A 23,795-nucleotide genomic window follows, 5' to 3' on the forward strand; every position below is an offset into this window, starting at 1 on the left:
TTAATAATTTGGCGATCGCTAATTTGCGAAAGCGATCGCACTCAAAGCTGATGTAGAATCTTACAATCTCTTTAAAGGTCAAAAGTAACTTTATATTTCTTACCTGATGGAGGAACGTTGCGATTAACTAAATCTGAGACAGTGTTGGTATTCTGAAGAATTTCCCAACCTACAGGAGAAAAAGTTTCTTTATTGAAGATATTGGGTGATAGTAAAGGATTGGTTAGCGCCTGAGAAAAGGCATCAATCCCAATTAAGCGTGCTACTAAAGCAGGGATAGTTGAATTCTCGCGCCCATCTTCGGCGTAAAGCCCCACAAAGAACTCAATCTTATCAACATGACCATATAATTCTTTGAGTTTTTGTTGAGCAAATTCATTGCCAGTAACTTGTTCAAATCTCGTCACTCTGGGGAAACCGCACAATTCTCGATAATCGTTGTAGCTTGCCAATTGCAGTTGTCGTCCCAGTCTGATTGAGGGTAACTCGGTTAATTCCACCAATATATCAGGGGTGTTAAATAAACCAATTTTTGTACCTGGTTGAGAGCAAGTTTCCTCCATCAATGCCCCTAAACCTTGGTCAATAAACATCTTATTGTTCCAAAGAGATGCAGCAATATGAGTTGGTTTACCGTTATAGTTAAATGTTTCTGGAATCGCACTATGCCAGCGATAAACAAAGTCAAACTCAATTGCCATATAGTTGGGACGATGCCAACTTTCTTTGGTAAAAGCTTCTGGATCGGCAAACAACTTAAAGTGATAAGGAGTGATGTGGTTAATGTACTCTTCCATAATGATTTTTAGAATCATCGCCATAAGAATATTTCTCGATGTTTGGAAGAGGCGTTCATCATCCCAATCTGGATAATTGCTCGCTAATTCATCACAAAGACGATTATGTTCGCGGAGACATAGAGTGTTGAGCATTACATAACCAATTTGTACGTTTGCTCGTTCTACTCCCATTGCAAACATATATTGCTTTTTATCTACAGACTGTCTTTTTTCATCATTCAGGGGTTCATAAAGACCTTCAAATTCAGGTTTAATTTTATCCAGTGCTGGATCTGCATAATAAAACAAAGGATATTCTTCTTCTACACCATCTTGGCGTTTGAGTTTCTGAGTCTTTAATTTACCTCCTTGAAAACTTCTTAAAAGATGTGTTTGTTTTCTGGTTAAACCATAAACATTACACAAATCAATTTCATGGTTGGAAGTATTTTTTAGTTTATTGTAGTGATTAAGGCGAAGAAAGCTATCTGTAAACCATTGCACCCAATAGGGAAACAGCATAGTTGATTTGCCAGAATAAATAGTTTTACCGTCTCTTTTACGGAATAAAATAGCTAGGTCTTCAACTTTGGGTAGATTACCCTCAGCGTTTAACTTGGGATCGGGTGGTAGATGCCTTCCTGTATAAGTGCGATCGTTGAGTGATTCCCAGGAAGTATAAGTATCAGTTTTCTTAGGAATTTTAGTATCAGGAATATGCTCATCCAGAGTCATCATGCTGTAGGGATTAGGACGAGTCGGAATTTTATAGATGAGGCTGTTAAGCAGAGTTTTATTAACTTTACGTGCGATAGATTTGTTACTTTGGAGAAGTTGCCAAATTGGTTTAAAGTGGGTTAACACGTATGTTTGAATTTTGTTATCTAACCCGTCTTTGGATGTATCTCTTTTTCCAGTCATAATTATTTCTATTTTCTGTTTTTCAATTTATGTATTCGATGCTGTTTAAAATTATCTACTTTGATTACTCCAATTAGTTCAAATTATTTAAGTTTGGAAATAATCTTTTGTAGATTTTTCGGTCGATAGTCTTTGCGATTTTTCAAACGGTTAATTGTGCTTTCATGAAGGTCTTCAATGACATCGCTAACCTCACGAAACTTGATTCCTGCTAATTTAAAGAATCCAGCATCGTTTTTAAAGTTACATTCATAATTGGGGTTAATACCTGTAGGAATCACGCTTGTATCGAAGTCAAGCCCCAATTGCATCTCACCAATGGAATCAATCATCCACTGTAATGCAGCATCTGATAACCCACTATGTTCTTCAGTTCCACCACCAACGCAGCCGTGTCCACCAGGGAACCACTTTTGAATCACTCGCTGGTTTTCAGCATCAGGATGCTTTGTCATGGGAGTGACATCAAAGACTTCACGAATTTCGTCGATCGCTACTGCGTGCAATGCATTCTGAACACATTTGTTTAAAGTAGTGTCATGGAATCTGTAACGCTTATTCAGCTGCTCGCTCAACTTGCTGAAGGCGGGTATCCCAGGAATACCAAGGGCCCCAACGGTATCAAAGCAACCCAGCAAGGTGATAGGGACGCGATCGCCATAAGCTTGACGGTATTCCACAGCTTCCTGATCTTTTGGTTTAACACCTCGTTTACGGTAAAGCTCGTAAGCTTCATGGGCTTTGGTGACATGAGGACGGTCTAGAAGACCGGAGCAATAGATCATTCCCGCGAGACTTCTAACTGTATAAGCACCACGACTAAAACCAAACAGATAAATTTCGTCGCCAGGAACATAGTTGAGGCTCAGAAATCGGTAGCCATCTTCTATATTTCTATCGATTCCTAGTCCGGTAGCTCCCCCTAAAACCTTTTGACCCTCAGCTCCAACCCCCTCGTCATAAAATACGATTTGTGCAACCCCGTCACTAGCCATCGGTTTTACCGATTGAGCTAACTTAACCACATTGCTAGGGTAAGCACTTGTTAATTGTTGCCAGGTTCCATCACAGCATATAACAAGACGTTTCATATTGTTATTTCAAGGTGTTTGATTAATTAGATCAACTTTTTATTAAGATGTGAATTTGGCATATAGTTAGGGCAAAAGCATTTTTGATATTAACTATAATATTTAGTTTTCTAAATGCTTTAGCGAAATATAGTCTCATTTTTATAATGAGAATGCAAGGACAGTTAAGACAGTTAAGGAGTAAATTTATTAAATAAATATTAAGTAATTATCTGTGCAGCAAAATCATTAAAAAACTAAAAATATTTAATTGAATTTTAGTTTTTAAAATGAAATCATCAAGGTGCATTAAAGTAAAAAATATTGCTTAAGTAAGTCGGCGAGAAAAATTCAATGTATATGAATAAATGTAAATTGTCTGTAGGGGAGACATTTGCGTGGGCGGGTCTCCCGACTTGAGCAAAATAGCGTTGTGTTATGCCATCTTAAATTATTGACGATGCATTGCGCTGCGCGACAACACACCCTACAGTTAAATTTCTTAACATGGCTTGAAATATTAGCGCCGACTTATCCACTCACTACGTTTTTCTATGACACTTTCTACAAACCACGTTTATCCCGTTATTTGGCACAATGAATCGGTGTCATTAATTGACCAAACGCGCTTACCCAACGAATATACATTTGTGGAAATTCACCGCAGTGAAGATATGGCACGGGCGATTAAAACCATGATTGTTCGAGGTGCGCCTGCAATTGGTGTGGCTGCGGCTTATGGAATGTATCTTGGCGCAAGGGAAATTGAAACTAGTGATCGCACCGAATTTTTGCAAAACTTAGATAAAGTAGCCCAGTTGTTGCGTTCTACTCGTCCGACGGCGGTAAATTTATTTTGGGCAATCAGCCGGATGCTGAAAGTTGCCTACGAAACGCTGGGAACGGTAGAAGAGATTAAGCAAACCCTGTTCCAAACAGCCCAAGCAATTAACGCTGAAGATTTACAAACCTGTCAGGCGATCGGCGACAATGGTTTAGCAGTCTTGCCCACTACCCCAGAAAAGCTGACACTGCTTACTCACTGCAACGCTGGGGCGCTAGCTACGGCTGGTTATGGCACTGCTTTGGGTGTGGTGCGTTCTGCTTGGAGAGAAGGACGTTTAGAACGTTTATTTGCCGACGAAACCCGTCCCCGCTTGCAAGGCGCAAAACTCACCACTTGGGAATGTGTGCAAGAAGGTATTCCAGTGACATTAATTACTGATAATATGGCAGCCCATTGCATGAAACAGGGTTTGATTCATGCTGTAGTTGTGGGTGCCGATCGCATTGCTGCTAATGGCGACACTGCTAATAAAATTGGTACATATAGTGTGGCAATCGCAGCTAAAGCTCATAATATCCCCTTCTTTGTGGCTGCACCCCTTTCCACCGTTGATTTTGAATTGGCCGATGGCAGCAAAATTCCAATTGAAGAACGCGATCCAACAGAAATATATCAAGTCGGGGATACTATTCTCACACCTGAAGGTGTCGATTTTTACAACCCAGCTTTTGATGTGACTCCGGCTGAGTTGATTACAGCCATCATTACAGAGAATGGAGCGATCGCACCTCATGAATTAGCGAAATCACAGGTAAAGCAATTAGTGTAATTGAGTACAAAGAGGATAAAAGTTTTAAATGTTCATCGACACCACTCGCCAAATCGCCGAAACCCTATATTTTTCGTTGAGTGGTGTCGATTGCTTACTGGGTAAGGATTTGAGATATGCGTGTTGTTCAATTTCACACAACATATATAATATTTTGTAGAGTGGTGTCGATTTGGTGTCTGAAAGCCTTACGGGGCAAAGGCTCCTGGACGAACTCCCTACCGATTGGGTTAAATCGGAATTAATGGAAACGAATTGGGAGTCGCCAAACGCTTTTGCACTACCACCCTACCGATTGGGTTAAATCGGAATTAATGGAAACCCTATGAACTCCACGTCCATTTCTACTAACCCCTGTACCCTACCGATTGGGTTAAATCGGAATTAATGGAAACTTGGATTGAGAAAGCCCAAGGTTTAGCTGATTATTGCCCTACCGATTGGGTTAAATCGGAATTAATGGATAACTTGAGCCGAGTTCTCGATAACTCTAGCGATCGCTCTAAATCCAAATAACGGAAACTTTATAGGGGATTGCACCAAAAAATCTCCGACTTTTTAGAAAAGCCGGGGACTTTGTTTTTTGACTACTTTAAAATCTAAGGGATCAAAATTTATCAGCAATTTTTTCAATAATTTTATCTAAACTTCATATTTTGACTAAATTCAATAAGCAAAATCCGCAATTACTTTCTCAAAAGAAGCTTTGATTTTCTCAAACCCCAGTTTGCTTTCTCATTTTGGTATTTTCCGCAAGTAAAATAAGCTTTGACTTACTCAAACCCAAGTTTACTTTCTCATTTCGGTGTTTTCCGCAAGTGAAATAAGCTTTTGCTTTCTCAAACCCCAGTTTGCTTTCTCATTTCGGTGTTTTCCGCAAGTGAAATAAGCTTTTGCTTTCTCAAACCCCAGTTTGCTTTCTCATTTTGGTGTTTTTTGCAAATAAAATGCCATTTCGCTTTTTTAAAATGGTTGATTTATCAAAGGATGTCTGAGAAGTATTAAATATTTGTCGATCCCCCTAACCCCCCTTAAAAAGCGTGTATACACAAGTCAAATTACCCCCCTTAATCCCCCCTTATAAAGGGGGGAAACAAAAAATCCAGTTCCCTCCCCAATATATATGGGGAGGGTTAGGGTGGGGTAATTCGACTTGTGACTAATTAACCTTAATAGAATTAACCAAAATGCTGAATAATTGCATCGGCAAATTCAGAACATTTTAAGGGTTCAACTGGCGGTTCTAGCAGTCGGGCTAAATCGTAGGTGACTTGACTATTGGCGATCGCATCGCTTAAACCTTTCTTAACTAGGTCTGCGGCTTCTTGCCAACCCAAAAATTCCAGCATCATCACACCAGACAAAATCACTGAACCCGGATTAATCCGATCTAAGCCGGCGTGTTTGGGTGCAGTACCGTGGGTAGCTTCAAATATGGCACTAGAATCACCAATATTTGCCCCTGGCCCCATTCCCAATCCCCCAACAATTGCTGCGGCGGCATCAGACAAGTAATCGCCGTTTAAGTTCATCGTTGCCAAAATCGAATATTCATCCGGTCTGGTTTGGATTTGTTGAAAAATACTGTCAGCAATCCGGTCATTCACCAAAACTTTCTCTTTCCATTTGCCATCGCCGTGGGTTGCCCAAATTGTGTTAAGAACAGTTTCAACTTCCTTGACAACTTGCGCTTTCTTGTCTGGGGTAAGATTATCAAACCCAGGCTCAATCTGGCGGGCGTTTTCTTCTAAGGAAATATTCGGATTTTTTTCCTTGTTACTCAAAATCCAAGATTCTTGTTCAGTGACAGTTTCTTGGCGGAATTCACTAGTTGCTAGTTCATAACCCCAGTCGCGGAAAGCTCCTTCGGTGTACTTCATGATGTTGCCCTTATGCACCAAAGTCACCTGTTGCTTATTTTTGGGCAATAGCAAAGCGTGTTTGATGGCACGTCTGACTAGGCGCTGAGAACCAGTTTTGCTGATGGGTTTGATGCCAATACCAGAATCAAGAGGAATGCGTTTTTTCCCATGTTCTGGTGTGGCGGGGATTAGTTCTTCATTGAGAATTTTAATTAAGCGATCGCCGATTTCGCTACCTTGTCGCCACTCAATGCCTAAATAAATATCTTCTGTATTTTCCCGATAAACAATTACATCCAGCTTTTCTGGGTTTTTGTGGGGTGAGGGCGTACCTGCATAGTAACGGCAAGGACGCACGCAAGCATACAAGTCAAAAATTTGCCGCAGCGCCACATTTAAAGAACGAATTCCGCCCCCAATGGGAGTAGTCAAAGGCCCTTTAATCGCTACACCATATTCTTCAATTGCCGTGAGAGTGTCTTGAGGTAAATACTGATAAGTACCATATAAATCGCAAGCTTCGTCACCAGCGTAAACCTTGAACCAGCTAATTTGACGTTGACCCTTATATGCTTTGGCTACAGCAGCATCGAGGACTTTTTGGGTAGCAGGCCAGATGTCTATACCTGTACCATCGCCGCGAATAAAGGGGATAATTGGATTGTCCGGTACGATTGGTTCACCATTTTTGAAGGTGATCTTTGCTCCGGCTGCGGGGGGGGTAATCTTTTCGTACATCGTTCACACACTCCTAATCGATACGCTGCTAGTCAAAAAATCCTTATGTGGCAGGCTTGTATTTTGGGTACTGGGTATTGGGTACTGGGGATTGGGAAGAGACACGAAGTGATTTTTTCAATAATTCACCCTTGTCCTCCATGTCCCCTCAGTCGTAGTACCCAGTCCCTAATCCCCAGTCCCCAGTCCCCAGTCCCCAGTTCTTAGTCTCCAGATTTTCCCCCTATTCCCCTTGTACATTATTTGGGGATTAAGTGTGAGATTTCAGTGAAGCGATCGCAATTTTGTACGATCAAAAATAGTAAACTACTTTTCGCTATCAATGCTCCACTTTGGAGAATACCCGATAGCTTACCGCTCTTTCACTGACCGTTAACACAAGAATGGCATGACAGACCCAATGATTTTATCAGGCCCTGCAAATGACATCGACTCCCTCCGACAACCATTAATCGCCGGGTCTGAAAAAGTCCAACAACAGACAATCCCACAGTTAGCTGAGTTGGGTAATGAGGGATTAGACGTGTTGATGGAATTTTTACTGAAACGACGTGAGAACCCAGCGACTTGGATTGATGGCAAAGCTTACCAAGTCCTTTACAACTCTGATGCACCTCAAGCCAAAGAATTTCTGCGCTCCTGTTTTCCTGAAGGAATTGTACCTCTAAAATCAGAGTGCGGGATTAACTACAATTCTTTACAACAGCTACTTGCTGCTCAAGACTTCCAAGCAGCCGATCGCGTCACCATCGAAAAAATGTGTGAACTATCAGGGCCAACGGCTGTACAACGCAAGTGGTTGTACTTTACCGAGGTAGAAAATACCCCGGCTGTTGACTTACAAACCATTAACAACCTCTGGTTAGTCCACTCCGAAGGTAAATTTGGCTTTTCAGTGCAGCGAGAAATCTGGTTGAGTTTGGGTAAAAATTGGGAGAATTTCTGGCCGAAAATTGGCTGGAAAGAAGGTAATAATTGGACGCGATACCCTAACAGCTTTACCTGGGATTTGAGTGCGCCTAGAGGTCACTTACCCCTTTCTAATCAGCTGCGGGGGGTACGAGTGTTTGCTTCTTTACTCTCTCACCCTGCTTGGACAAAGAACTCAGAAAAATAATGATTTTGAGCTTACGGACAAATGGACTATGATCAATCCCACCAACCGAGAATTATACGTCATCATTGAACGTGATGAAGATGGCACTATGTCGGAGAAGTACCTCAGCTACAAGCCTGTTACAGTCAAGGAGAAACAATTGATGAGTTGATGGCTAATATTAAAGAAGTAATTGAACTTTGTTTAGAGGATGTGTGAAAAGTCAAAAATATCATGCTGTCGTCTGCGATCGGAGTATGACTTAAAGAGTTTAAGGGTCAGAAAGTTCGGCCCGGAACGAAAAAGCTTTGAGAAGACAACAATTCATTTAGAACCTGATGTTGCAGAGGTTTTTCCCAATGCCGATGCTGTGAATGAGGCTCTAAGATTTCTGATTAGAGTTGTGCAGGACAACCAAGTTTCTGCACTTACAAAGCAGTCTCAAAATTCCTCAGATTGGGCACATAAAAGTCCCTAATACTGATTTGAAACTGCCGCAGATCCCAAACTGAAAATATTAAAATGGATAATGGCAAACGTTCGTCTAGAAGATATTAAGCGTAGATTTAATAATGTCACCGCGATCGAGGATATTACCTTTGAAATTCCTGATGGCGAGTTTTGGGTTTTAGTGGGACCATCGGGTTGTGGTAAATCGACAATTTTGCGAACGATCGCGGGTTTAGAAACCGCCACATCTGGCAAACTCTTTATTGGCGATCGCTTGGTGAATAATATCCCAGCCAGACAGCGAGATGTGGCGATGGTGTTCCAAAACTACGCCCTCTATCCTCACATGAGCGTGGCGGAAAATATCGGCTTTGGCTTGCAAATGCGGAAGGTTGACCGAAAAATCATTCAAGAACGGGTGATGAATGTAGCGCGATCACTTTCTCTGGATCACCTACTGGATCGTAAACCCAAACAACTTTCTGGGGGACAGCAACAACGAGTAGCATTAGGAAGAGCGATCGCTCGTGAACCCCAAGTTTTTTTACTTGATGAACCTTTATCTAATTTAGATGCCCAATTACGCGACGATACAAGGGCGGAATTAAAACAGTTACATCAAGAATTAGGGATTACAACTATTTACGTCACCCACGATCAAGTTGAAGCAATGACTTTGGCTGATAAAATTGTCGTACTAAATCGCGGGCGAATTCAACAAATCGGCGATCCCCAAACTATTTATGCAAGTCCTGCTAATCAAATGGTGGCAAGTTTTTTAGGTAGTCCACCAATGAATATCTTACCTGCAATCTATCAAAATAACGGTTTTGATGTGAGTGGGCAGTTATTAACGATTCCAGCAGTTGTGAAAGAAAAATTACAGTTGCGTCAGGGGCACAGTTATGATTTGGGGATTCGTCCAGAGCATATTTTTATTAACGTAGACGCTTCTCTACGAGACGCTACGCGAACGGCTTGCCGCACGCTACCGCCAAATCGCCAAGAAGAAAATGAGAGTCACCTGATTGTAGAAGTGAAATTGGTTGAACCTTTGGGAAGGGAAACTTTGATTCGTGCTGGCTTACCTGGTTCGGCGGTGGTGTTGAATATTCAGGTAGGTGGGGACGTGCGTCCGCGTCCAGGCGATCGCCTTTCTCTACAACTTGATTTAAATCACTTGTTTGTATTTGATCCCAAAACTGGGGACAGGATATTATAAATAGTTTCTTAAACTCCCAGAAATAATCACAATTACCAATTTTTTGTAGCCAAAATCTAAGAAAATAAAAACTGCAATAGAGACTTAATTGATTAGCTGCAAAAAGTTATATGGCTATTAATCGACGCAATTTATTGTTTTTACTCATAGCGGGTGCGGGTGCTTTTGCATTAGATGCTTGTGCATCGGCAGAGAAATCTCCTGATGGAAACGCTGCAACTCCTGAATCAACACCAAACACAAAAGCGAATACAACACAAAATAAAACAGGTGCTATTCAACTACCGCCTTTACCTTACGCATACGAAGCACTGGAACCACACATTGATGCTAAAACGATGCAATTCCACCACGATAAACACCACGCAACTTATGTAAAAAACCTGAATGCAGCGTTAGATAAACACCCAGAACTCAAAGGAAAAACTATTGAAGAACTGTTGCAGAAACTTGACAGTGTACCACAAGATATTCGCAAAATAGTACGCAATAATGGCGGCGGTCATGTGAACCACTCAATGTTCTGGGAAATTATGAAGCCAAAAGGTGGAGGAGAACCAACAGGAAATATAGCCTCGGCGATTAATCAAAGTTTTGGTAGTTTTGCAGCTTTCAAAAAACAGTTTAATGAAGCAGGTGCTAGTCGTTTTGGTAGTGGTTGGGTTTGGCTAGTGCGTAATAAAGGTGGCAAGTTGGAAGTGACAACTACTGCTAACCAAGATAGTCCTTTAAGTGCAGGTAAATATCCCATTTTAGGTAATGACGTATGGGAACATGCATATTATCTCAATTACCAGAATCGCCGCGCCGATTATTTAGATGCTTGGTGGAATGTGGTTAATTGGGATGAGATTAACAAGCGTTTTGCAGCAGCCAGTAAACTTGCATAAACATTGGGATATTGATATTCCACTCCTGTCAAAGTAATTCATAATTACAACCATTGGAAGCTTGCACTCTTTCTAATTACAAATTACGAATTCGTTAAAGAGGCTTTTGAGTAGGTACACCAATAGGACGGGGAAACTGAACTGGTGTGGTGGCTACCTTACGCAAATACACACAGTGCCGGATGCTGTGACTCAAGGGTGTTGTAAATTGTTCGATTGATTCAATAACGCCACCCAACAGCTTCACAGCATTCTGCAAAGCTGTTGTTTCATCCTTTGTCCAATTACCGCGATAAATTATAGCTAAACCTCCCTGTTTGAGCAGTGGTAAGGTATATTCTGCACAAACAGAAACTGCCCCGACAGCACGTATCAGTGCAATATCATAAGCCTTTCGATGCTGAGGATGCTGACCGATTTCCTCAGCTCTACCAACAAGAGTTTTAGCATTAGTAAGGGCAAGTTCAGATAATAGATTGTCGAGAAAAGTAATTTTTTTCTGAGTGGAATCCAGAAGAGTAATTGTGCAATTAGTTACTGTCATTGCCACTGGAACACCTGGAAAACCTGCACCTGTACCAATATCAATGATAGTAGGGGAAGCCGGGGGTAAATTTCCTGATAACAGGGGTAGAATTCCTCGTAGAGAATCCCAGAGATGTTTTTCCCAAAATTCTTGGGGGTCAGTAATGCGAGTTAAATTTAATTGACGATTACCTTCTAGGATTAACTCATAAAGCCTTTGAAATTGTTCTTGCTGTTGGACAGTTGGTTGCCAATTCAGAGTTTGCTGCCAGATTTCTGCCATCTCAGGCAATAAGTTTGTCATTAAGAATTGGGAATTGGGAATTGGGAATTGGGAATTGGGAATTGGGAATTGGGAATTGGGAATTGGGAATTGGGAATTGGGAATTGGGGAAAGACTTACTGTAACTTCTCCTCTGCTCCCCCTGCTCCCTGCTCCCCTGCCTCCCCTGCTCCCCAGTCCCCACTCCCCTTTCATACCGATGGTAGAGGTTCTTTGACTTTGGATTCTAAAGTTTTTGGATCTACTGATTGTAGTTCACCGTGGTTGAGTGTCCAGCAACGATCTGCGATCGCTAACAGATCCCCAGCATCGTGTGTCACTATCAATAGTGTCCAATCTTGTTTGAGTTTCGCTAATAAATTTACCAGTTGCCGACGCATTGACCAATCTAACCCAGCGGTCGGTTCATCCAATAACAGTAAATTTGGCTGGCGAATCAATTGCACTGCTAAAGCTAAACGTCTCTGTTGACCACCACTCAAAGCATGGGGAGCAGCAGAAAGCGATAAATGCTCTAATCCCACCTCAGTTAGGGTCTGTCTAACTCGTTCTGACCCTAACTCAGGATGTCCTAAACGCAATTCTTCTAAAATTGAACCACCACAAAAGTGTCGTTCTGGAAACTGAAATACCAATCCAGCTAATTGTTGTAGCTGTTCGGCTATAAGTTCTTGTTCCCGCCAGAAGAGTGCGCCAGTAGTGGGTTCGGCTAGTCCTGACAAAATTTCTAATAAAGTACTTTTTCCGGAACCACTAGGGCCAATAATCAGACCTAGCTGCTGGGGTGCTAATTCCAAGTTGATCGATTTAAGAATCGCTGTTGGACACGCTGTGGGGTGATAATTTACATTTCGGAGATAGAGCATTTGTTAAGATTACCAAAAAGTCAGCAAATTACTGATTAGCTACACTGAGAGTATCTGGAAAATTCTAGAAAAATTTATAGCGTATTACCTGAATTAACACCTTAATCTAGCAGCAAGAATCATTGAATTTTCCTCCATTGTGGCAGACTCACCCTGGAACAATGGCTATAAGAAGCTTGGAAACATGGAAAAATTACCAAAGTCAACCTTTATATAAAAAATTTTGGTTGAGGCAGAGGCAAGTTAACACTTCGACTTCGCTCAGTATAAAAATTAATCATTTTTTGCATTCTAAGTAACACATACAACTATTTCAACCGCAATTATTCTGAGGGTTAAAATGAATAAAAGGTTTTCTTCGCCTCTATTAGTAGTGCCTACCAGACTCACTATCCTTGCTCAGACTGCTTTTGGTGCTGCGTTCGCCTTTGGCGTTGCCCCTTGGGCAATCGCACTTAATCTGTGGATAAACCCTTCACTAGCTGGCGATCCGTTTCGCAATAGCGAACCTCATCAAATTGGCGACCAAACAGAAGCAGCTTTTAAAGCGATGTTCCAACAGGGTAACTATCCAGCAGCAGAGCGTTATCTGGAACAAGCAATATCCAAAGAGCCAAACGAACCTCTAGCTTATGCGATGAAGGCATCTTTGGCATACGGAAATCAGGATTGGGTTAAATTAGACACCTACAGTAAAAAAACTCTAGAAACCGGACAAAAACTGATTCCCAACGATCCATTGCGTGGGAATTTATACACTGCTGTTGGTCATTTTTTAGAAGGAGCAGTAATTATCACCCGTCAAGGTACTGTCAATGGTGTGCCACAAGCTTTTAGTCGGCTACGGCAAGTTTATGAATATTTAGATAAAGCCGAAGCAATTTCTGCCAACGATCCAGAACTGAATTTAATCAAGGGTTATATGGATTTATTGTTGGCGGTTAATTTGCCTTTTGCTAGTCCCGATCAGTCAATTGGACGCTTAGAAAAAAATGCTGCTCCTGGGTATCTCGTTGATCGGGGTATTGCTCTTGCTTACCGAGATTTAAAACGGTATCCGCAGGCACTAGAGTATGTCAATCGAGCGATCAAAACCACATCCGATAATCCAGAAATTTATTATCTCAAAGCCCAAATACTGAAAGAACTGGGGCAAAAAGAAAAAAGCCAGCAGATGATTAGGGAAGCGATCGCTAATTTTGACAAAGCGCTGACTAAAAAATCCCAACTCCCAGGCGATTTAGTCAAACAAATTGAACGTGAACGCAAAAATGCTGCTAGCCTAAGTGATGCTGGGTAATTGGGCATTGGGAATTGGAAATTGGGAATTGGAAATTGGGCATTGACAAAGAGGCAGAGGGAAAAACTAATCTCCCATTCCCCATTCCCTACTTTGATATGCTTATTTCCAGAAGAGTAGTAGAGATATTAGACCAAAATGGAGATTCAGTTCCGCGAGATTAATCCTTTTGATATGTGGATTTGGCTGAAATTCAGTACAAATCCTTCTGCACGTGAAAAACAGTATGTAGAAGAAGTTTTCAATTCCTGGTTTTATCTGGGTAAATTGGGCGCATTTAACGCAGAGAATCTTCAGGTGCAGGACACTGGACTCGATATCAGCTACATGAATTATGATGAGCAAGGATATGACAAAAGCTTGCTAGCACTGATGCACAACATTGGTGAGTTTGAATATGAGGGACAGTGGGGGCGTTGTTGGTTTGACTTAGGAACCAGTGATGCGATCGCTCTCGATATTCTAATCAACGCGCTGACACAGCTAAGTCAGGAATATGTGACCATTGAACAATTATACATCGGTGGCGAAAATCCAGATTGGCCTATTGAGGATAGCGAAAGTCGTCCTCAGTCTATTTACGATAATTAGTTATAAAAATGAATAAAGCAGGCGAAATTCGGGTAATAGCCTTGGGGCTAATTCGAGATGGCGAACGCATATTTGTTTCTGAAGGCTATGATCCCGTAAAGCAAGAAACATTTTATCGGGCTTTAGGCGGTGGTGTTGATTTTGGCGAAACCAGCCACGCCGCCTTAAAACGAGAGTTTCAAGAGGAAATTCAGGCAGAGTTAACGAGTATTAAATATCTAGGTTGTATAGAGAACCTATTTACATTTAATGGTAGGCAAGGTCATGAAATCATTCAGCTTTATCAATGTGACTTTGTTGATTCAAAATTTTATCAACTGGAAAGTCTAATTTTTTCAGAATCACAACATCATAAACATAAAGCATTATGGATAGATATCTCTCGCTTCAAATCTGATGAATTACGATTAGTACCTAAAGTATTTTTTGAATATCTGTAAATTTAAACTGCACGGTTAGCACTCATATTTTGATCCAAATTGGGTATGCGATCGCACTGTGTCGATTAAGAATTTTGGTTATGAGTTGGAAAAAAATTAAGATCGCGGAGATTCAAGGTATTGAAAAAGTAGTTGCTGAATTTTACGTAAGAAGTATCACATACATACCAAACTGCCAGTTTAGGGTAAAAATCACTGAGGATATTAATGGTAAGTATTCAGCACGTGTAAATGTTGCTATTAGAAACTCTAGAGATCGTTCACCTGAATGGGTTGGAGGAACAGGAGATTCAATTGATGAAGCGCTAGAAAATTCAATCCAAGAACTTGTCAACTCTATCAAATCCTCTGGGAAAAACATTAACCTTCTTCAGGAAGAAGATTTTGAGTGGTCTGATCCTGAAGACTTCTAGCATAATCTACTGTCATAGGCTTCGCGATCGCTCTCAATAGCAGAACTAGTATTTGAGACAGTTCTACAATAAAAGCAAAGACGTTGAGGTTGAACTAACCTAATGGGTGTACCTGAAACAAACCCAAAGATACCAATGCTTTCACCAAGCCTTTACGAAACCGATTTTTACGCTTGGACGCAGGAACAAGTTACTTTACTTCGCAATGAGCAGTGGAGTCAGATTGATCTGCAAAATCTGATTGAGGAGATTCAATCTTTGGGTAAACAGCAACGTCAAGAACTACGAAACCGTCTGAGTGTGTTGATTGGACATTTACTAAAGTGGGAGTACCAGTCCCAACGCTGTAGCCGTAGCTGGTTAGCAACACTTCGTATTCAACGCTTAGATATTGCTGAACTGCTTGAAGACAATCCTAGCCTAAAGCCTTACCTTGAAGAAGCACTTCGCAAAGCCTACCTTAAAGGTGTCGAATTAGCTGTTGGAGAAACAGATTTGCCCAAGCGCACTTTTTCGGTAGAGTGTCCTTACAGTTTGTCAGAGATTGTGGACTATGATTTTTACCCCGGTGAACCAAGCAAGTTAGTGGACGAATTAGAGCAGTAATTTGAAATTAAAGTAAATCTTCTTCAGATAGCTGGGCTATTTTCATCAAGGCTTTCAAGGTTCCAACTTTCAAATCTTGATTGCGGTGAACAGGAATTGACAGGATTTGTACTTCAGGGTTTTCATAAATATGATGACTGCCAGTAATTCTTTGCAAAACCCAACCTTTTTGCTCCACAAGCCTACAAAGTTGCTTGCCAGAAACCGATTTCATACAGCAATTTCGACAACTTGATCTGTTGACTCAATTGCATTACGACTGTTGGCAACTTCAAGCCAACCTTCAATAGCATCTTTTAAATTAGCCATCACCTCTTCTTTGGTGTCTCCTTCGGTAATACAACCGGGAAGCGCGGGAACCTCTGCCCAATAGCCGCCTTCTTCTGCTGGATGAATAATTGCTCTAATTTTCATAAACCTGTTGAGTTAGTTTGTGAGAATATGCTAATTACCATATTTGTTGGCTCTTACCTTCGATAGTTTTTTTCATCAACTATTTCTAACCGAGTTCCAAACTTGTCACACCAAATACACGATTAATAGGTAAGCTAGGCATTCCTTTGGTATACATCCGAGCAGTTTGAAAGATTGGCTGTAACCCATAATGTTGAACTAAAGCAATCGCTTGTAAGTTGACATCTGGCACATCAATAAAGACTGGAACATCAGGATTTTGTGCAAGCAAGGCGAGAAATAGGGCTTCAGCAATTTTCTCATCATTGGCAAATAACGGCCCAATTCTTAAACCTGTATAAGCAGGGCGGATAACTCCATAACCAGTAAGATACCCATCTTTGAGAACCCCTAATGCAGCACTTCCTGGTTGCTCAATCCAATATTGCAGAAACAGCGATCGCTGAGAGGGAAAAAGTTGGCAATCGTAAGCCAGTAATTTCTCAAAAGGTACTGTTCTTAGTTCAACGATACCAGGAGGCACAACACCGCCGCCAACTCCTTCATAACGAATATGGTTGTAAGCAATTTGGAAACCAGACTTTTTGTAATTATCTTGTTGAGCTATTACGCCATCTAAACCGATGTTACGGTCAGTAGATAAATAAGCCATTGCCTGATTCCAAATTTTCATCCCCAATCCCAGCCCACGAAACTGCGGCTTTACAATGTAAAAACCAAGAAAGCCAAAATAGCGATCGTAAGCTACAGCAGAAATACATCCCACAGGCTCACCGTTCAACTCACCCAAGAAAAAACCGCGATCGTCAGTTTGATAAAAAGATTCAGCATCATACCTGCCTGGATTCCAGCCTTCGGCTGCGGCCCAACTAATCGCCAAGTCCACTTCCGACCTATTCATTGGGCGAAGGATGAAGTTGTCTATGGTCATAACATATTTTTACTGCTGGGCTGTCAATTATTTAAAGTCGCTTTGGCAAGCATAATGATAACTCTTAACATTTTTATACTTAATAGCTGTATGGTGCTTGCTTCGTTTATTGCCTCAGTGCTGTTTTTGTATTCAGAAAAAGGAGAAACTTGAGCAAAACGGATCAAACAACAGCCGCCTCTGGAATTGCACCCTGCATTCTCCCGAAAGCATCAATCAAATTCTGTAATTGTTGATCTGCTTTAAATACTCCTAACCCGCGCACCGTCACTTTACTAGGGGAATACACAAACCTCGCCTTGAGATTGTCTGGTAAATTCGCCGCCAATAAATTCCAAGCGGGTTCTTCCATCGGCGTTTCTAAAACAACGTGCTGCTTTTGTTCTGGTTTAATCCGGCTAAATCCGAGTTTTTTCGCTAGCTGTTTGAGTTCCATGACTCGCAAAAGTTGATTTGCAGGGACAGGTAAAGTACCATAGCGATCGCTCCACTCGGCTGCAATCTGATTTAATTCTGATTTAGATTTAGCTGTTGCCACCGCCCGATAAGCACTCATCTTTTGATCCAAATCGGTAATGTAATCTGCTGGGATAAATGCCGTCAGGTTGAGATCGATCTGCGTATCCTCCACTTTCGGAATTTCTTGTCCTCGGATTTCCCGAATTGCTTCTTCCAGCATTTCCATGTATAAATCAAAGCCGATAGCATCCATTTGACCGGATTGTTCAGCACCTAGCAAGTTACCCACGCCTCTAATTTCCATATCGCGCATCGCTAGCTGATATCCAGAACCTAACTGAGTAAATTCCTGAATCGCTCTTAAACGTTGCCGGGCCGCATCAGATAACGTCCGTTGCTTCGGATAAAATAACCAAGCATGAGCTTGGATACCCGCGCGTCCCACACGACCGCGTAATTGATAAAGTTGTGCCAATCCAAAGCGGTGAGCATCTTCAATTAAAATGGTGTTGACTCGTGGAATATCTAAGCCAGATTCAATAATTGTCGTACAAACAAGGATGTCTGCGTCACCATTACTGAAGGTAAGCATAGTTGATTCTAACTCGCTTTCATCCATTTGACCGTGAGCGATCGCAAATCTAGCTCCCGGTATCACTTCTCGTAAATTGGCTGTGGTTTCTTCAATCCCGTCCACCCGTGGAACAACATAAAATACCTGTCCACCTCTATCTAATTCTTGACGAATTGCACTGCGGATACTTTCAGAATTTATCGGTGACAGATGGGTTTTAATCGCTCGTCTAGTTGGGGGTGGTGTAGTAATTAAACTCATTTCCCGAATTCCCGACAAGGACATATACAAAGTCCGGGGAATGGGAGTGGCGGAGAGGGTAAGCACGTCCACTTGAGTTTTCAAGCTTTTAATTTTTTCTTTCTGGTTTACCCCAAACCGTTGTTCTTCATCCACCACCAACAGTCCTAAATCCCGGAACATCACACCTTTACCCAAAAGTTGCTGTGTACCAACAACTACATCTAGTTCACCCGTTGCCAATCGCTTTTGAATATCGCGGCGTTCTTCAGCAGACCGGAAACGGTTGAGCAAACCGACATTCACGGGATAAGGTGCAAAACGTTCTTTGAGTGTATGGTAATGCTGCTGTGTTAAAATTGTCGTTGGCGCAAGGAGTGCCACTTGTTTACCGGCGGTGACTGCTTTGAAAATAGCACGAATCGCCACTTCCGTCTTTCCAAAACCGACATCGCCACAAACTAAGCGATCCATTGGCCGATCGCTTTCCATGTCTCGTTTCACATCTTGAACAGCTTTGAGTTGATCCGTTGTGGGTTGGTAGGGGAAAGAATCTTCCAATTCTTCCTGCCAAGGCATATCACCTGGAAAGCTAAAACCTTGTTGTTGCGATCGCGCTGCATATAGTTTCAACAAGTCCACCGCCAATTTTTTAATCGCTTTGCGGACTTTATTCTTGGTATTTTCCCAAGCTTTACCGGTCATCCGGTTGAGTTCCGGTGCTTTATCGCCTCCGGCGCGGAACCGGGATAAAGCACCTACTTGATCGGCGGCGACTCTGAGTAACCCGTCAGCATACTGCACCACCAAATAATCACGGGTTTCATTATTAATCGTCAAACTTTCCAGCTTGACAAATTTGCCAACACCATGATTTCTGTGAACTACATAATCGCCTGGACGCAGCTTATTGGGATCAACTTGCTTAGAAGTAGCTTTGTGGCGCTTACGGATATAGCCGGGAGTCGCCAAGGAATGCTGTCCAAAAAATTCCCGGTCTGTAACGATTACTATGCGGTATGTTGGCAGAATAAAACCTTCGAGTTCCGCAAGACCAGAATATTTTAGGGCTATGGGAGTATGGTTAATTTGCAGCTTATCGATCGCTTGGTAGTCGCGGGGATTGGGGATAAACTGAGCCGGACAATCATGTTCTTGCAATAGCGACACAGAACGCGAAGGTTGAGCAGAAAGCAGCCAGATCGAGAAATTGCGATCGCGTTCTTGACGGATAGTTTCAGCTAGTTTAGCAAACTGGTGCGGCGTAACTGGCAGCGCTCGACTAGAAAGATTGATCCCGCTATTTTCCTCATACAGTTCCGATAAATATAGTGTTTTAAATTTTGCAATGTCAGCCAAACACTCATCAAACGACCGATGAATTTTTGGTACTTGGTTAAATTCTTCCCCAGTCCCCAGTCTCCATTGTTCCTGGGCATTTTCTACCCAGCGATCGCTATGAGCATGGCACTGTTCTGGCTCATCAATGGCAATCAGAGTATTTTCTGATAGGTAATTTAGCAGAGATGCTGGTTGCTCAAAAGCCAACCCCAAAAAGCGGCGACTACCTTCAATCAGTGATGAGTGCTGAGTGGTGAGTTCTGAGTTAATTTCTGACTCAGCACTCAGCACTCGAAACTCAGCACTATTCTTGAGTGCTGCCATGACGATAGGAGCAAAGCTAGTGGGGGTAAGAATTAACTGATCAACTTTGTCGAGTGCGGAACGTTGGGTTGCTGGGTCAAATTCCCGCATTTGCTCGATTTCATCACCAAACCATTCCAGCCTGACTGGAAACTCAGATGAAACTGGGAAAACATCAACAATATCACCCCGTCGGCTCCATTGTCCTTCCATTTCCACCAGAGGTACTCGTTCATACCCCAGAATAGTGATTTTCTCACTGAAGGCATTTAAGTCTAATTCCATCCCCCGCTTTAGGGTAAGACAAAATTGCCCAAAAGCTTCTGGTGGTGGCAAATGGGGTTGCAACGCCCCTTGAGTAGCTACAATTGCCATCTTGGGTAATTGAGAATTAGGAATTGGAAGCTTTTCTTCCCCATTCCCCGTTCCCCATTCCCCATTCCCCATTCCCAAATCTGCCAATACCTGCATTTGTCCCCAACTCATCTCAGTTTCCGGGTCAAAAGGTTCGTAGGGTGAAGCCTCGGAGGTGGGATAAAAATGTACTGTTTGCCATCCCATTGCCTCCAGTTGTGCATAAACGCGTCCAGCTTCTTCCAAAGTGGCGCAAACTACGAACAAATTCTTACCCTGAGACTGTGCCAATGCCGAAGCGACCAAACCCTTGGGCAATCGAGAAATGCCATTTAACCGCAATTCTTGTTGTCGGTTTAGCTTAGAAATAAATTCAGTGGTGAGCGGCGATCGCGCTAAGGCACGCACAATAGAAGAAAATGACATAAGTACAACTAGCGGTGGGAGTCTTTGTGAGTCAGAAAATCTTGAGGCAGTTTATGTCAACTATTTTAAAAGTGTTGACAGCCTTCTTATTCTTTCGATGGAAGAATAATGCACAGCAACTAATAGACTTAAGAACTATAACTATTACTTTGTGTACAGTAAAAGCATTTATAGAAGCACCTTTAATACTAGATACTAGGTATTGAGCTACATTCGCTCTGATAAGCGGCAATTTTAAACATGTCCCCCATCACTTTTGAAATTTTAATCATTTTGGTGCTAATTATTGCCAATGGCGTGTTTTCTATGTCTGAGATGGCAATTGTCTCAGCCCGGAAAGTCAGGCTACAACAGCTTGCCAATCAAGGAGATGCCAAGGCAAGGGCAGCATTGAAACTCGCTGAATCTCCAAATCATTTCCTGTCAACTGTTCAAGTAGGTATTTCCCTAATCGGTATCTTGACTGGTGCTTTTGGAGGAGCAACAATTGCCAGTCGTTTGGCAGTCTATGTAAAACTTGTGCCTTTGTTAGCACCTTATAGCGAACCGATATCTTTTGGAATAGTCGTTTTGATCATTACCTATTTGTCACTCATTGTTGGCGAATTGGTACCAAAGCGTCTGGCATTAAATAATCCAGAAAGGATTGCATCGATTGTAGCTATTCCTATGCAAGCCTTGGCAGCGATCGCTTCTCCAGTAGTCTTTCTATTAAGTGCTTCTACAGATTTAATCCTGCGAGTGCTAGGAATAACAGCTTCTACCGAGCCGCAAGTCACCGAAGAAGAAATAAAAATCTTAATTGAGCAAGGCACTGAGGCGGGAACTTTTGAGGAAGCCGAACAGGATATGGTAGAGCGAGTTTTTCGTTTAGGCGATCGCCCCGTCAGCTATTTAATGACACCCCGTCCCGATATCGTCTGGTTAGACTTAGAAGACTCTCCCGAAGAAAATCGCCAAAAAATGGTTGATAGTGCCTATTCTCGATATCCAGTTTGTCAGGCGGGACTTGATAATGTGCTGGGTGTGATCCCTGTAACCGACTTATTAGCCAGGAGTTTCCGAGGAGAACCGCTAGACTTAACAGTGGGCTTGCGACAGCCCGTATTTGTGCCAGAAAGCACCCGTGGATTGAAAGTTTTGGAATTGTTCAAGCAAACCATTACTCACATGGCACTAGTAGTGGATGAATACGGCGTAATTCAAGGATTAGTTACTCTCAACGACATCATGAGCGAAATCGTAGGTGATGTTCCTTCAACAGATGGGCAGGATCAACCCCAAGCTGTGCAACGCGAAGATGGTTCCTGGCTTTTGGATGGGATGTTACCTGTAGAAGAGTTTTTAGAACTTTTTGGTATGGAAGAGTGGGAATCCGAGGAACGCGGCAGTTATCAAACCTTGGGCGGTTTTGTCATCACCCATTTAGGTCGTATTCCTGCCGCAGCCGATCATTTTGAATGGCAAAGTATGCGAATTGAAGTAATGGATATGGATGGGAACCGCGTAGATAAAGTGCTAGTCGTACCGAAGGCAACTAAATCAGCAGATACGAAAAAATCTGACTAGCGATCGCTGAGGAGTTAGGAGACGCGATTAATCGCGTCTGTACAATAGTTAGGAGTTATTTCTCGCCCAATTCCCAATTCATCAAGTCTTAGATAGACGTTTAACCGCTTCACCTGCCAACATTTGATGCGCTTGCTCTAGAACTTGGGGGATTTTATCGGCGTGGGGATTGCGGGCGAGACATTGCTGCAAGTTTAATTCCTCTAGCCGATCTGCTTTATTACCAGGAAACCAGTGACCGCCATCACCAAGTAGGTTGTAGCGCATTTTGGCATAATCTACCAGATCGTAGGCGATCGCTAAATTCCGTAGCCACAAAATCACCCGAATATTTACCTCACCAGGGGTTTCCTCGTAAGTTGGTAGATTTGTTTCCCAGGTTTTTACCCAATCTTCTCCCAAAGTAGCGATCGCTTCTGACTCCAACCTTGCTAAGATGGGCGGCAAAATTTCTGATGCTTGATCTACTAATTCTAAAGTCTTCAGGTGTTCATCAAAATCTTGTGGTTTTGCTGCTCCCACACTCAGAGTATGCACCTCTTGATGACTCAAACAAAACAAATCATTAAACACCATTGGACTCAAAGGAGCGCAAAGATTCACTAATTTTTGTGGAGGTTCATACAACAAACCTCCTTTATTGGATGGACTAATGATAAACACCCCCATATCATGGCGTTTAGCTGCTTCAATTGCCGCCCAATTCCATTGATTAATGTAGTACCAGTGCAGGTTCATGTAATCAAATAAATTGGTATTAATTGTCTGCACAATTATATCTGTTGATCCGTGTGTGGAAAAACCGATAAATCTAACTTTTCCTTCTGCTTGCAACTGCTGTGCTACTTCCAAGCAACCACCAGGACGGATGCTATAGTCTAATGACTCAGTATGGTTGATACCGTGCAATCCCAGTAGATCGACATAATCTAGCTGGAGATTTTTCAAGGATTGTTCAAATGTGTCGCGGAATTCTTTCGCATCTTCCTTTGGACTGATTTTGGTCTGAACAATCAACTTTTCACGGGGAAACTGGGGTAGAACTCTTCCCAATTGCATTTCGGAAGTGCCATAACCACGAGCAGTTTCAATATGATTAATCCCAACCTCTACTGCCCTTCTAATCGTCGCTTCCAGATTAGCCTGACTATCATCAGGAATTTCATTATTGGGGACATCCTGCCACTTAAACTGATATCTCATGCCACCGCAGGAAAACACTGGCATCTGTAATTCTGTGCGTCCAAATCGTCTATATAGCATCAGTAGATTGTGGATTGTTTACCAACATATAGTTGTTCTCAGTTGGGTGCAATATATAGCGGTTCTCAATTGCCAAGAAGCAAGTGGCGTGAAGGTGAGCGATCGCGGCAGTGGAGTATTTTTGTATCTCACAAACGTGAAATTTGCTCTATAAGTCGAAGAGTTAAGCCGATTTTGGCACTTGTTTCTTTGATTTTATCTTACCCCAATCCAAAATCCAAAATTACTAGACTTCTCTTGCAAAGGTAGTAGG

General features: G+C 42.1%; 22 protein-coding genes, 1 pseudogene and 1 CRISPR repeat array. Of the genes and pseudogenes, 13 read left to right on the top strand and 10 right to left on the bottom strand.

What is annotated here, in order from left to right:
* Positions 1-71: 71 nt before the first annotated feature.
* Complete coding sequence (locus tag FBB35_RS03330) at positions 72-1,700, bottom strand: peroxidase family protein (protein WP_174708471.1); 1,629 nt, start codon at positions 1,698-1,700, stop codon at positions 72-74.
* A gap of 83 nt (positions 1,701-1,783) precedes the next feature.
* A complete protein-coding gene (locus FBB35_RS03335) occupies positions 1,784-2,791 on the bottom strand; it encodes a DUF2235 domain-containing protein (protein WP_174708472.1) in 1,008 nt (335 codons plus the stop codon).
* 533 nt (positions 2,792-3,324) lie between these two features.
* Between FBB35_RS03335 and mtnA the strand changes: the two genes are divergently transcribed.
* Positions 3,325-4,386 (top strand): S-methyl-5-thioribose-1-phosphate isomerase, encoded by a 1,062-nt coding sequence (mtnA, locus tag FBB35_RS03340; RefSeq protein WP_174708473.1) that lies wholly within the window; start codon positions 3,325-3,327, stop codon positions 4,384-4,386.
* A gap of 216 nt (positions 4,387-4,602) precedes the next feature.
* Positions 4,603-4,853: direct repeats of the CRISPR family, unit length 36 nt; unit sequence CCCTACCGATTGGGTTAAATCGGAATTAATGGAAAC.
* A 711-nt stretch (positions 4,854-5,564) separates the two neighbouring features.
* Here mtnA and FBB35_RS03345 read toward each other — a convergent pair.
* A complete protein-coding gene (locus FBB35_RS03345; protein ID WP_174708474.1) occupies positions 5,565-6,986 on the bottom strand; it encodes an NADP-dependent isocitrate dehydrogenase in 1,422 nt (473 codons plus the stop codon).
* Positions 6,987-7,374: 388 nt separating this feature from the next.
* Between FBB35_RS03345 and FBB35_RS03350 the strand changes: the two genes are divergently transcribed.
* The 5 genes and pseudogenes from FBB35_RS03350 (at position 7,375) to FBB35_RS03370 (ending at position 10,644) form a co-directional block, all read left to right on the top strand.
* Positions 7,375-8,103, top strand: a complete 729-nt coding sequence (locus FBB35_RS03350; protein WP_174708475.1) for a GUN4 domain-containing protein — start codon at positions 7,375-7,377, stop codon at positions 8,101-8,103.
* Between the two features lie 28 nt (positions 8,104-8,131).
* Positions 8,132-8,301, top strand: a pseudogene (locus FBB35_RS03355) (type II toxin-antitoxin system HicB family antitoxin).
* On the top strand, positions 8,294-8,560 hold the full coding sequence (locus FBB35_RS03360) for a hypothetical protein (RefSeq protein WP_174708476.1): 267 nt from the start codon (positions 8,294-8,296) through the stop codon (positions 8,558-8,560). The pseudogene FBB35_RS03355 and the gene FBB35_RS03360 overlap by 8 nt, the downstream one beginning before the upstream one ends.
* A 51-nt stretch (positions 8,561-8,611) precedes the next feature.
* On the top strand, positions 8,612-9,754 hold the full coding sequence (locus tag FBB35_RS03365; RefSeq protein WP_174708477.1) for an ABC transporter ATP-binding protein: 1,143 nt from the start codon (positions 8,612-8,614) through the stop codon (positions 9,752-9,754).
* A gap of 110 nt (positions 9,755-9,864) precedes the next feature.
* Positions 9,865-10,644 (top strand): superoxide dismutase, encoded by a 780-nt coding sequence (locus tag FBB35_RS03370; protein WP_302480946.1) that lies wholly within the window; start codon positions 9,865-9,867, stop codon positions 10,642-10,644.
* Between the two features lie 94 nt (positions 10,645-10,738).
* Here the strand turns inward: FBB35_RS03370 and rsmG are convergent, their stop codons facing one another.
* Both rsmG and FBB35_RS03380 read right to left on the bottom strand, forming a co-directional pair.
* Complete coding sequence (gene rsmG, locus FBB35_RS03375; protein WP_174708478.1) at positions 10,739-11,473, bottom strand: 16S rRNA (guanine(527)-N(7))-methyltransferase RsmG; 735 nt, start codon at positions 11,471-11,473, stop codon at positions 10,739-10,741.
* 170 nt (positions 11,474-11,643) lie between these two features.
* Complete coding sequence (locus tag FBB35_RS03380; protein WP_174708479.1) at positions 11,644-12,318, bottom strand: ABC transporter ATP-binding protein; 675 nt, start codon at positions 12,316-12,318, stop codon at positions 11,644-11,646.
* Positions 12,319-12,658: 340 nt separating this feature from the next.
* Between FBB35_RS03380 and FBB35_RS03385 the strand changes: the two genes are divergently transcribed.
* The 5 genes from FBB35_RS03385 (at position 12,659) to FBB35_RS03405 (ending at position 15,668) form a co-directional block, all read left to right on the top strand.
* The gene (locus FBB35_RS03385) at positions 12,659-13,618 is read left to right on the top strand and encodes a Sll0314/Alr1548 family TPR repeat-containing protein (protein ID WP_174708480.1); all 960 of its coding nucleotides are present in this window, start codon (positions 12,659-12,661) and stop codon (positions 13,616-13,618) included.
* Positions 13,619-13,756: 138 nt separating this feature from the next.
* Complete coding sequence (locus FBB35_RS03390) at positions 13,757-14,209, top strand: DUF3531 family protein (RefSeq protein WP_012411737.1); 453 nt, start codon at positions 13,757-13,759, stop codon at positions 14,207-14,209.
* Between the two features lie 8 nt (positions 14,210-14,217).
* Positions 14,218-14,649 carry an NUDIX hydrolase gene (locus FBB35_RS03395; protein WP_174708481.1) on the top strand — a complete coding sequence of 144 codons (432 nt, stop codon included), beginning with the start codon at positions 14,218-14,220 and terminating at the stop codon, positions 14,647-14,649.
* A gap of 80 nt (positions 14,650-14,729) precedes the next feature.
* The gene (locus tag FBB35_RS03400) at positions 14,730-15,062 is read left to right on the top strand and encodes a hypothetical protein (protein ID WP_174708482.1); all 333 of its coding nucleotides are present in this window, start codon (positions 14,730-14,732) and stop codon (positions 15,060-15,062) included.
* Between the two features lie 102 nt (positions 15,063-15,164).
* A complete protein-coding gene (locus FBB35_RS03405) occupies positions 15,165-15,668 on the top strand; it encodes a DUF29 domain-containing protein (RefSeq protein WP_174708483.1) in 504 nt (167 codons plus the stop codon).
* Positions 15,669-15,675: 7 nt separating this feature from the next.
* Here FBB35_RS03405 and FBB35_RS03410 read toward each other — a convergent pair whose 3' ends face one another.
* From FBB35_RS03410 to mfd, 4 genes are all read right to left on the bottom strand, one after another.
* Complete coding sequence (locus FBB35_RS03410; RefSeq protein ID WP_174708484.1) at positions 15,676-15,882, bottom strand: type II toxin-antitoxin system HicA family toxin; 207 nt, start codon at positions 15,880-15,882, stop codon at positions 15,676-15,678.
* Positions 15,879-16,082 (bottom strand): type II toxin-antitoxin system HicB family antitoxin, encoded by a 204-nt coding sequence (locus tag FBB35_RS03415; RefSeq protein WP_174708485.1) that lies wholly within the window; start codon positions 16,080-16,082, stop codon positions 15,879-15,881. The genes FBB35_RS03410 and FBB35_RS03415 overlap by 4 nt, the downstream gene beginning before the upstream one ends.
* A gap of 85 nt (positions 16,083-16,167) precedes the next feature.
* Positions 16,168-17,013, bottom strand: coding sequence for a GNAT family N-acetyltransferase (locus FBB35_RS03420; RefSeq protein WP_174708486.1), 846 nt, complete (start codon positions 17,011-17,013; stop codon positions 16,168-16,170).
* A 163-nt stretch (positions 17,014-17,176) separates the two neighbouring features.
* Positions 17,177-20,710, bottom strand: a complete 3,534-nt coding sequence (mfd, locus tag FBB35_RS03425; RefSeq protein WP_174708487.1) for a transcription-repair coupling factor — start codon at positions 20,708-20,710, stop codon at positions 17,177-17,179.
* 240 nt (positions 20,711-20,950) lie between these two features.
* Between mfd and FBB35_RS03430 the strand changes: the two genes are divergently transcribed.
* Complete coding sequence (locus FBB35_RS03430; RefSeq protein ID WP_174708488.1) at positions 20,951-22,279, top strand: hemolysin family protein; 1,329 nt, start codon at positions 20,951-20,953, stop codon at positions 22,277-22,279.
* An 81-nt stretch (positions 22,280-22,360) separates the two neighbouring features.
* On the opposite strand, the gene FBB35_RS03435 is transcribed toward FBB35_RS03430, so the two are convergent.
* Positions 22,361-23,542: an aldo/keto reductase gene (locus FBB35_RS03435; RefSeq protein WP_174708489.1), complete on the bottom strand. Its 1,182-nt coding sequence runs from the start codon at positions 23,540-23,542 to the stop codon at positions 22,361-22,363.
* Here FBB35_RS03435 and FBB35_RS03440 point away from each other — a divergent pair.
* On the top strand, positions 23,481-23,696 hold the full coding sequence (locus FBB35_RS03440) for a hypothetical protein (RefSeq protein ID WP_174707950.1): 216 nt from the start codon (positions 23,481-23,483) through the stop codon (positions 23,694-23,696). The two genes, FBB35_RS03435 and FBB35_RS03440, sit on opposite strands and share 62 nt — an antisense overlap.
* Positions 23,697-23,795 lie beyond the last annotated feature (99 nt).

Origin of the sequence: Nostoc sp. TCL240-02 (assembly GCF_013343235.1) — a bacterium.
GTDB lineage: Bacteria > Cyanobacteriota > Cyanobacteriia > Cyanobacteriales > Nostocaceae > Nostoc.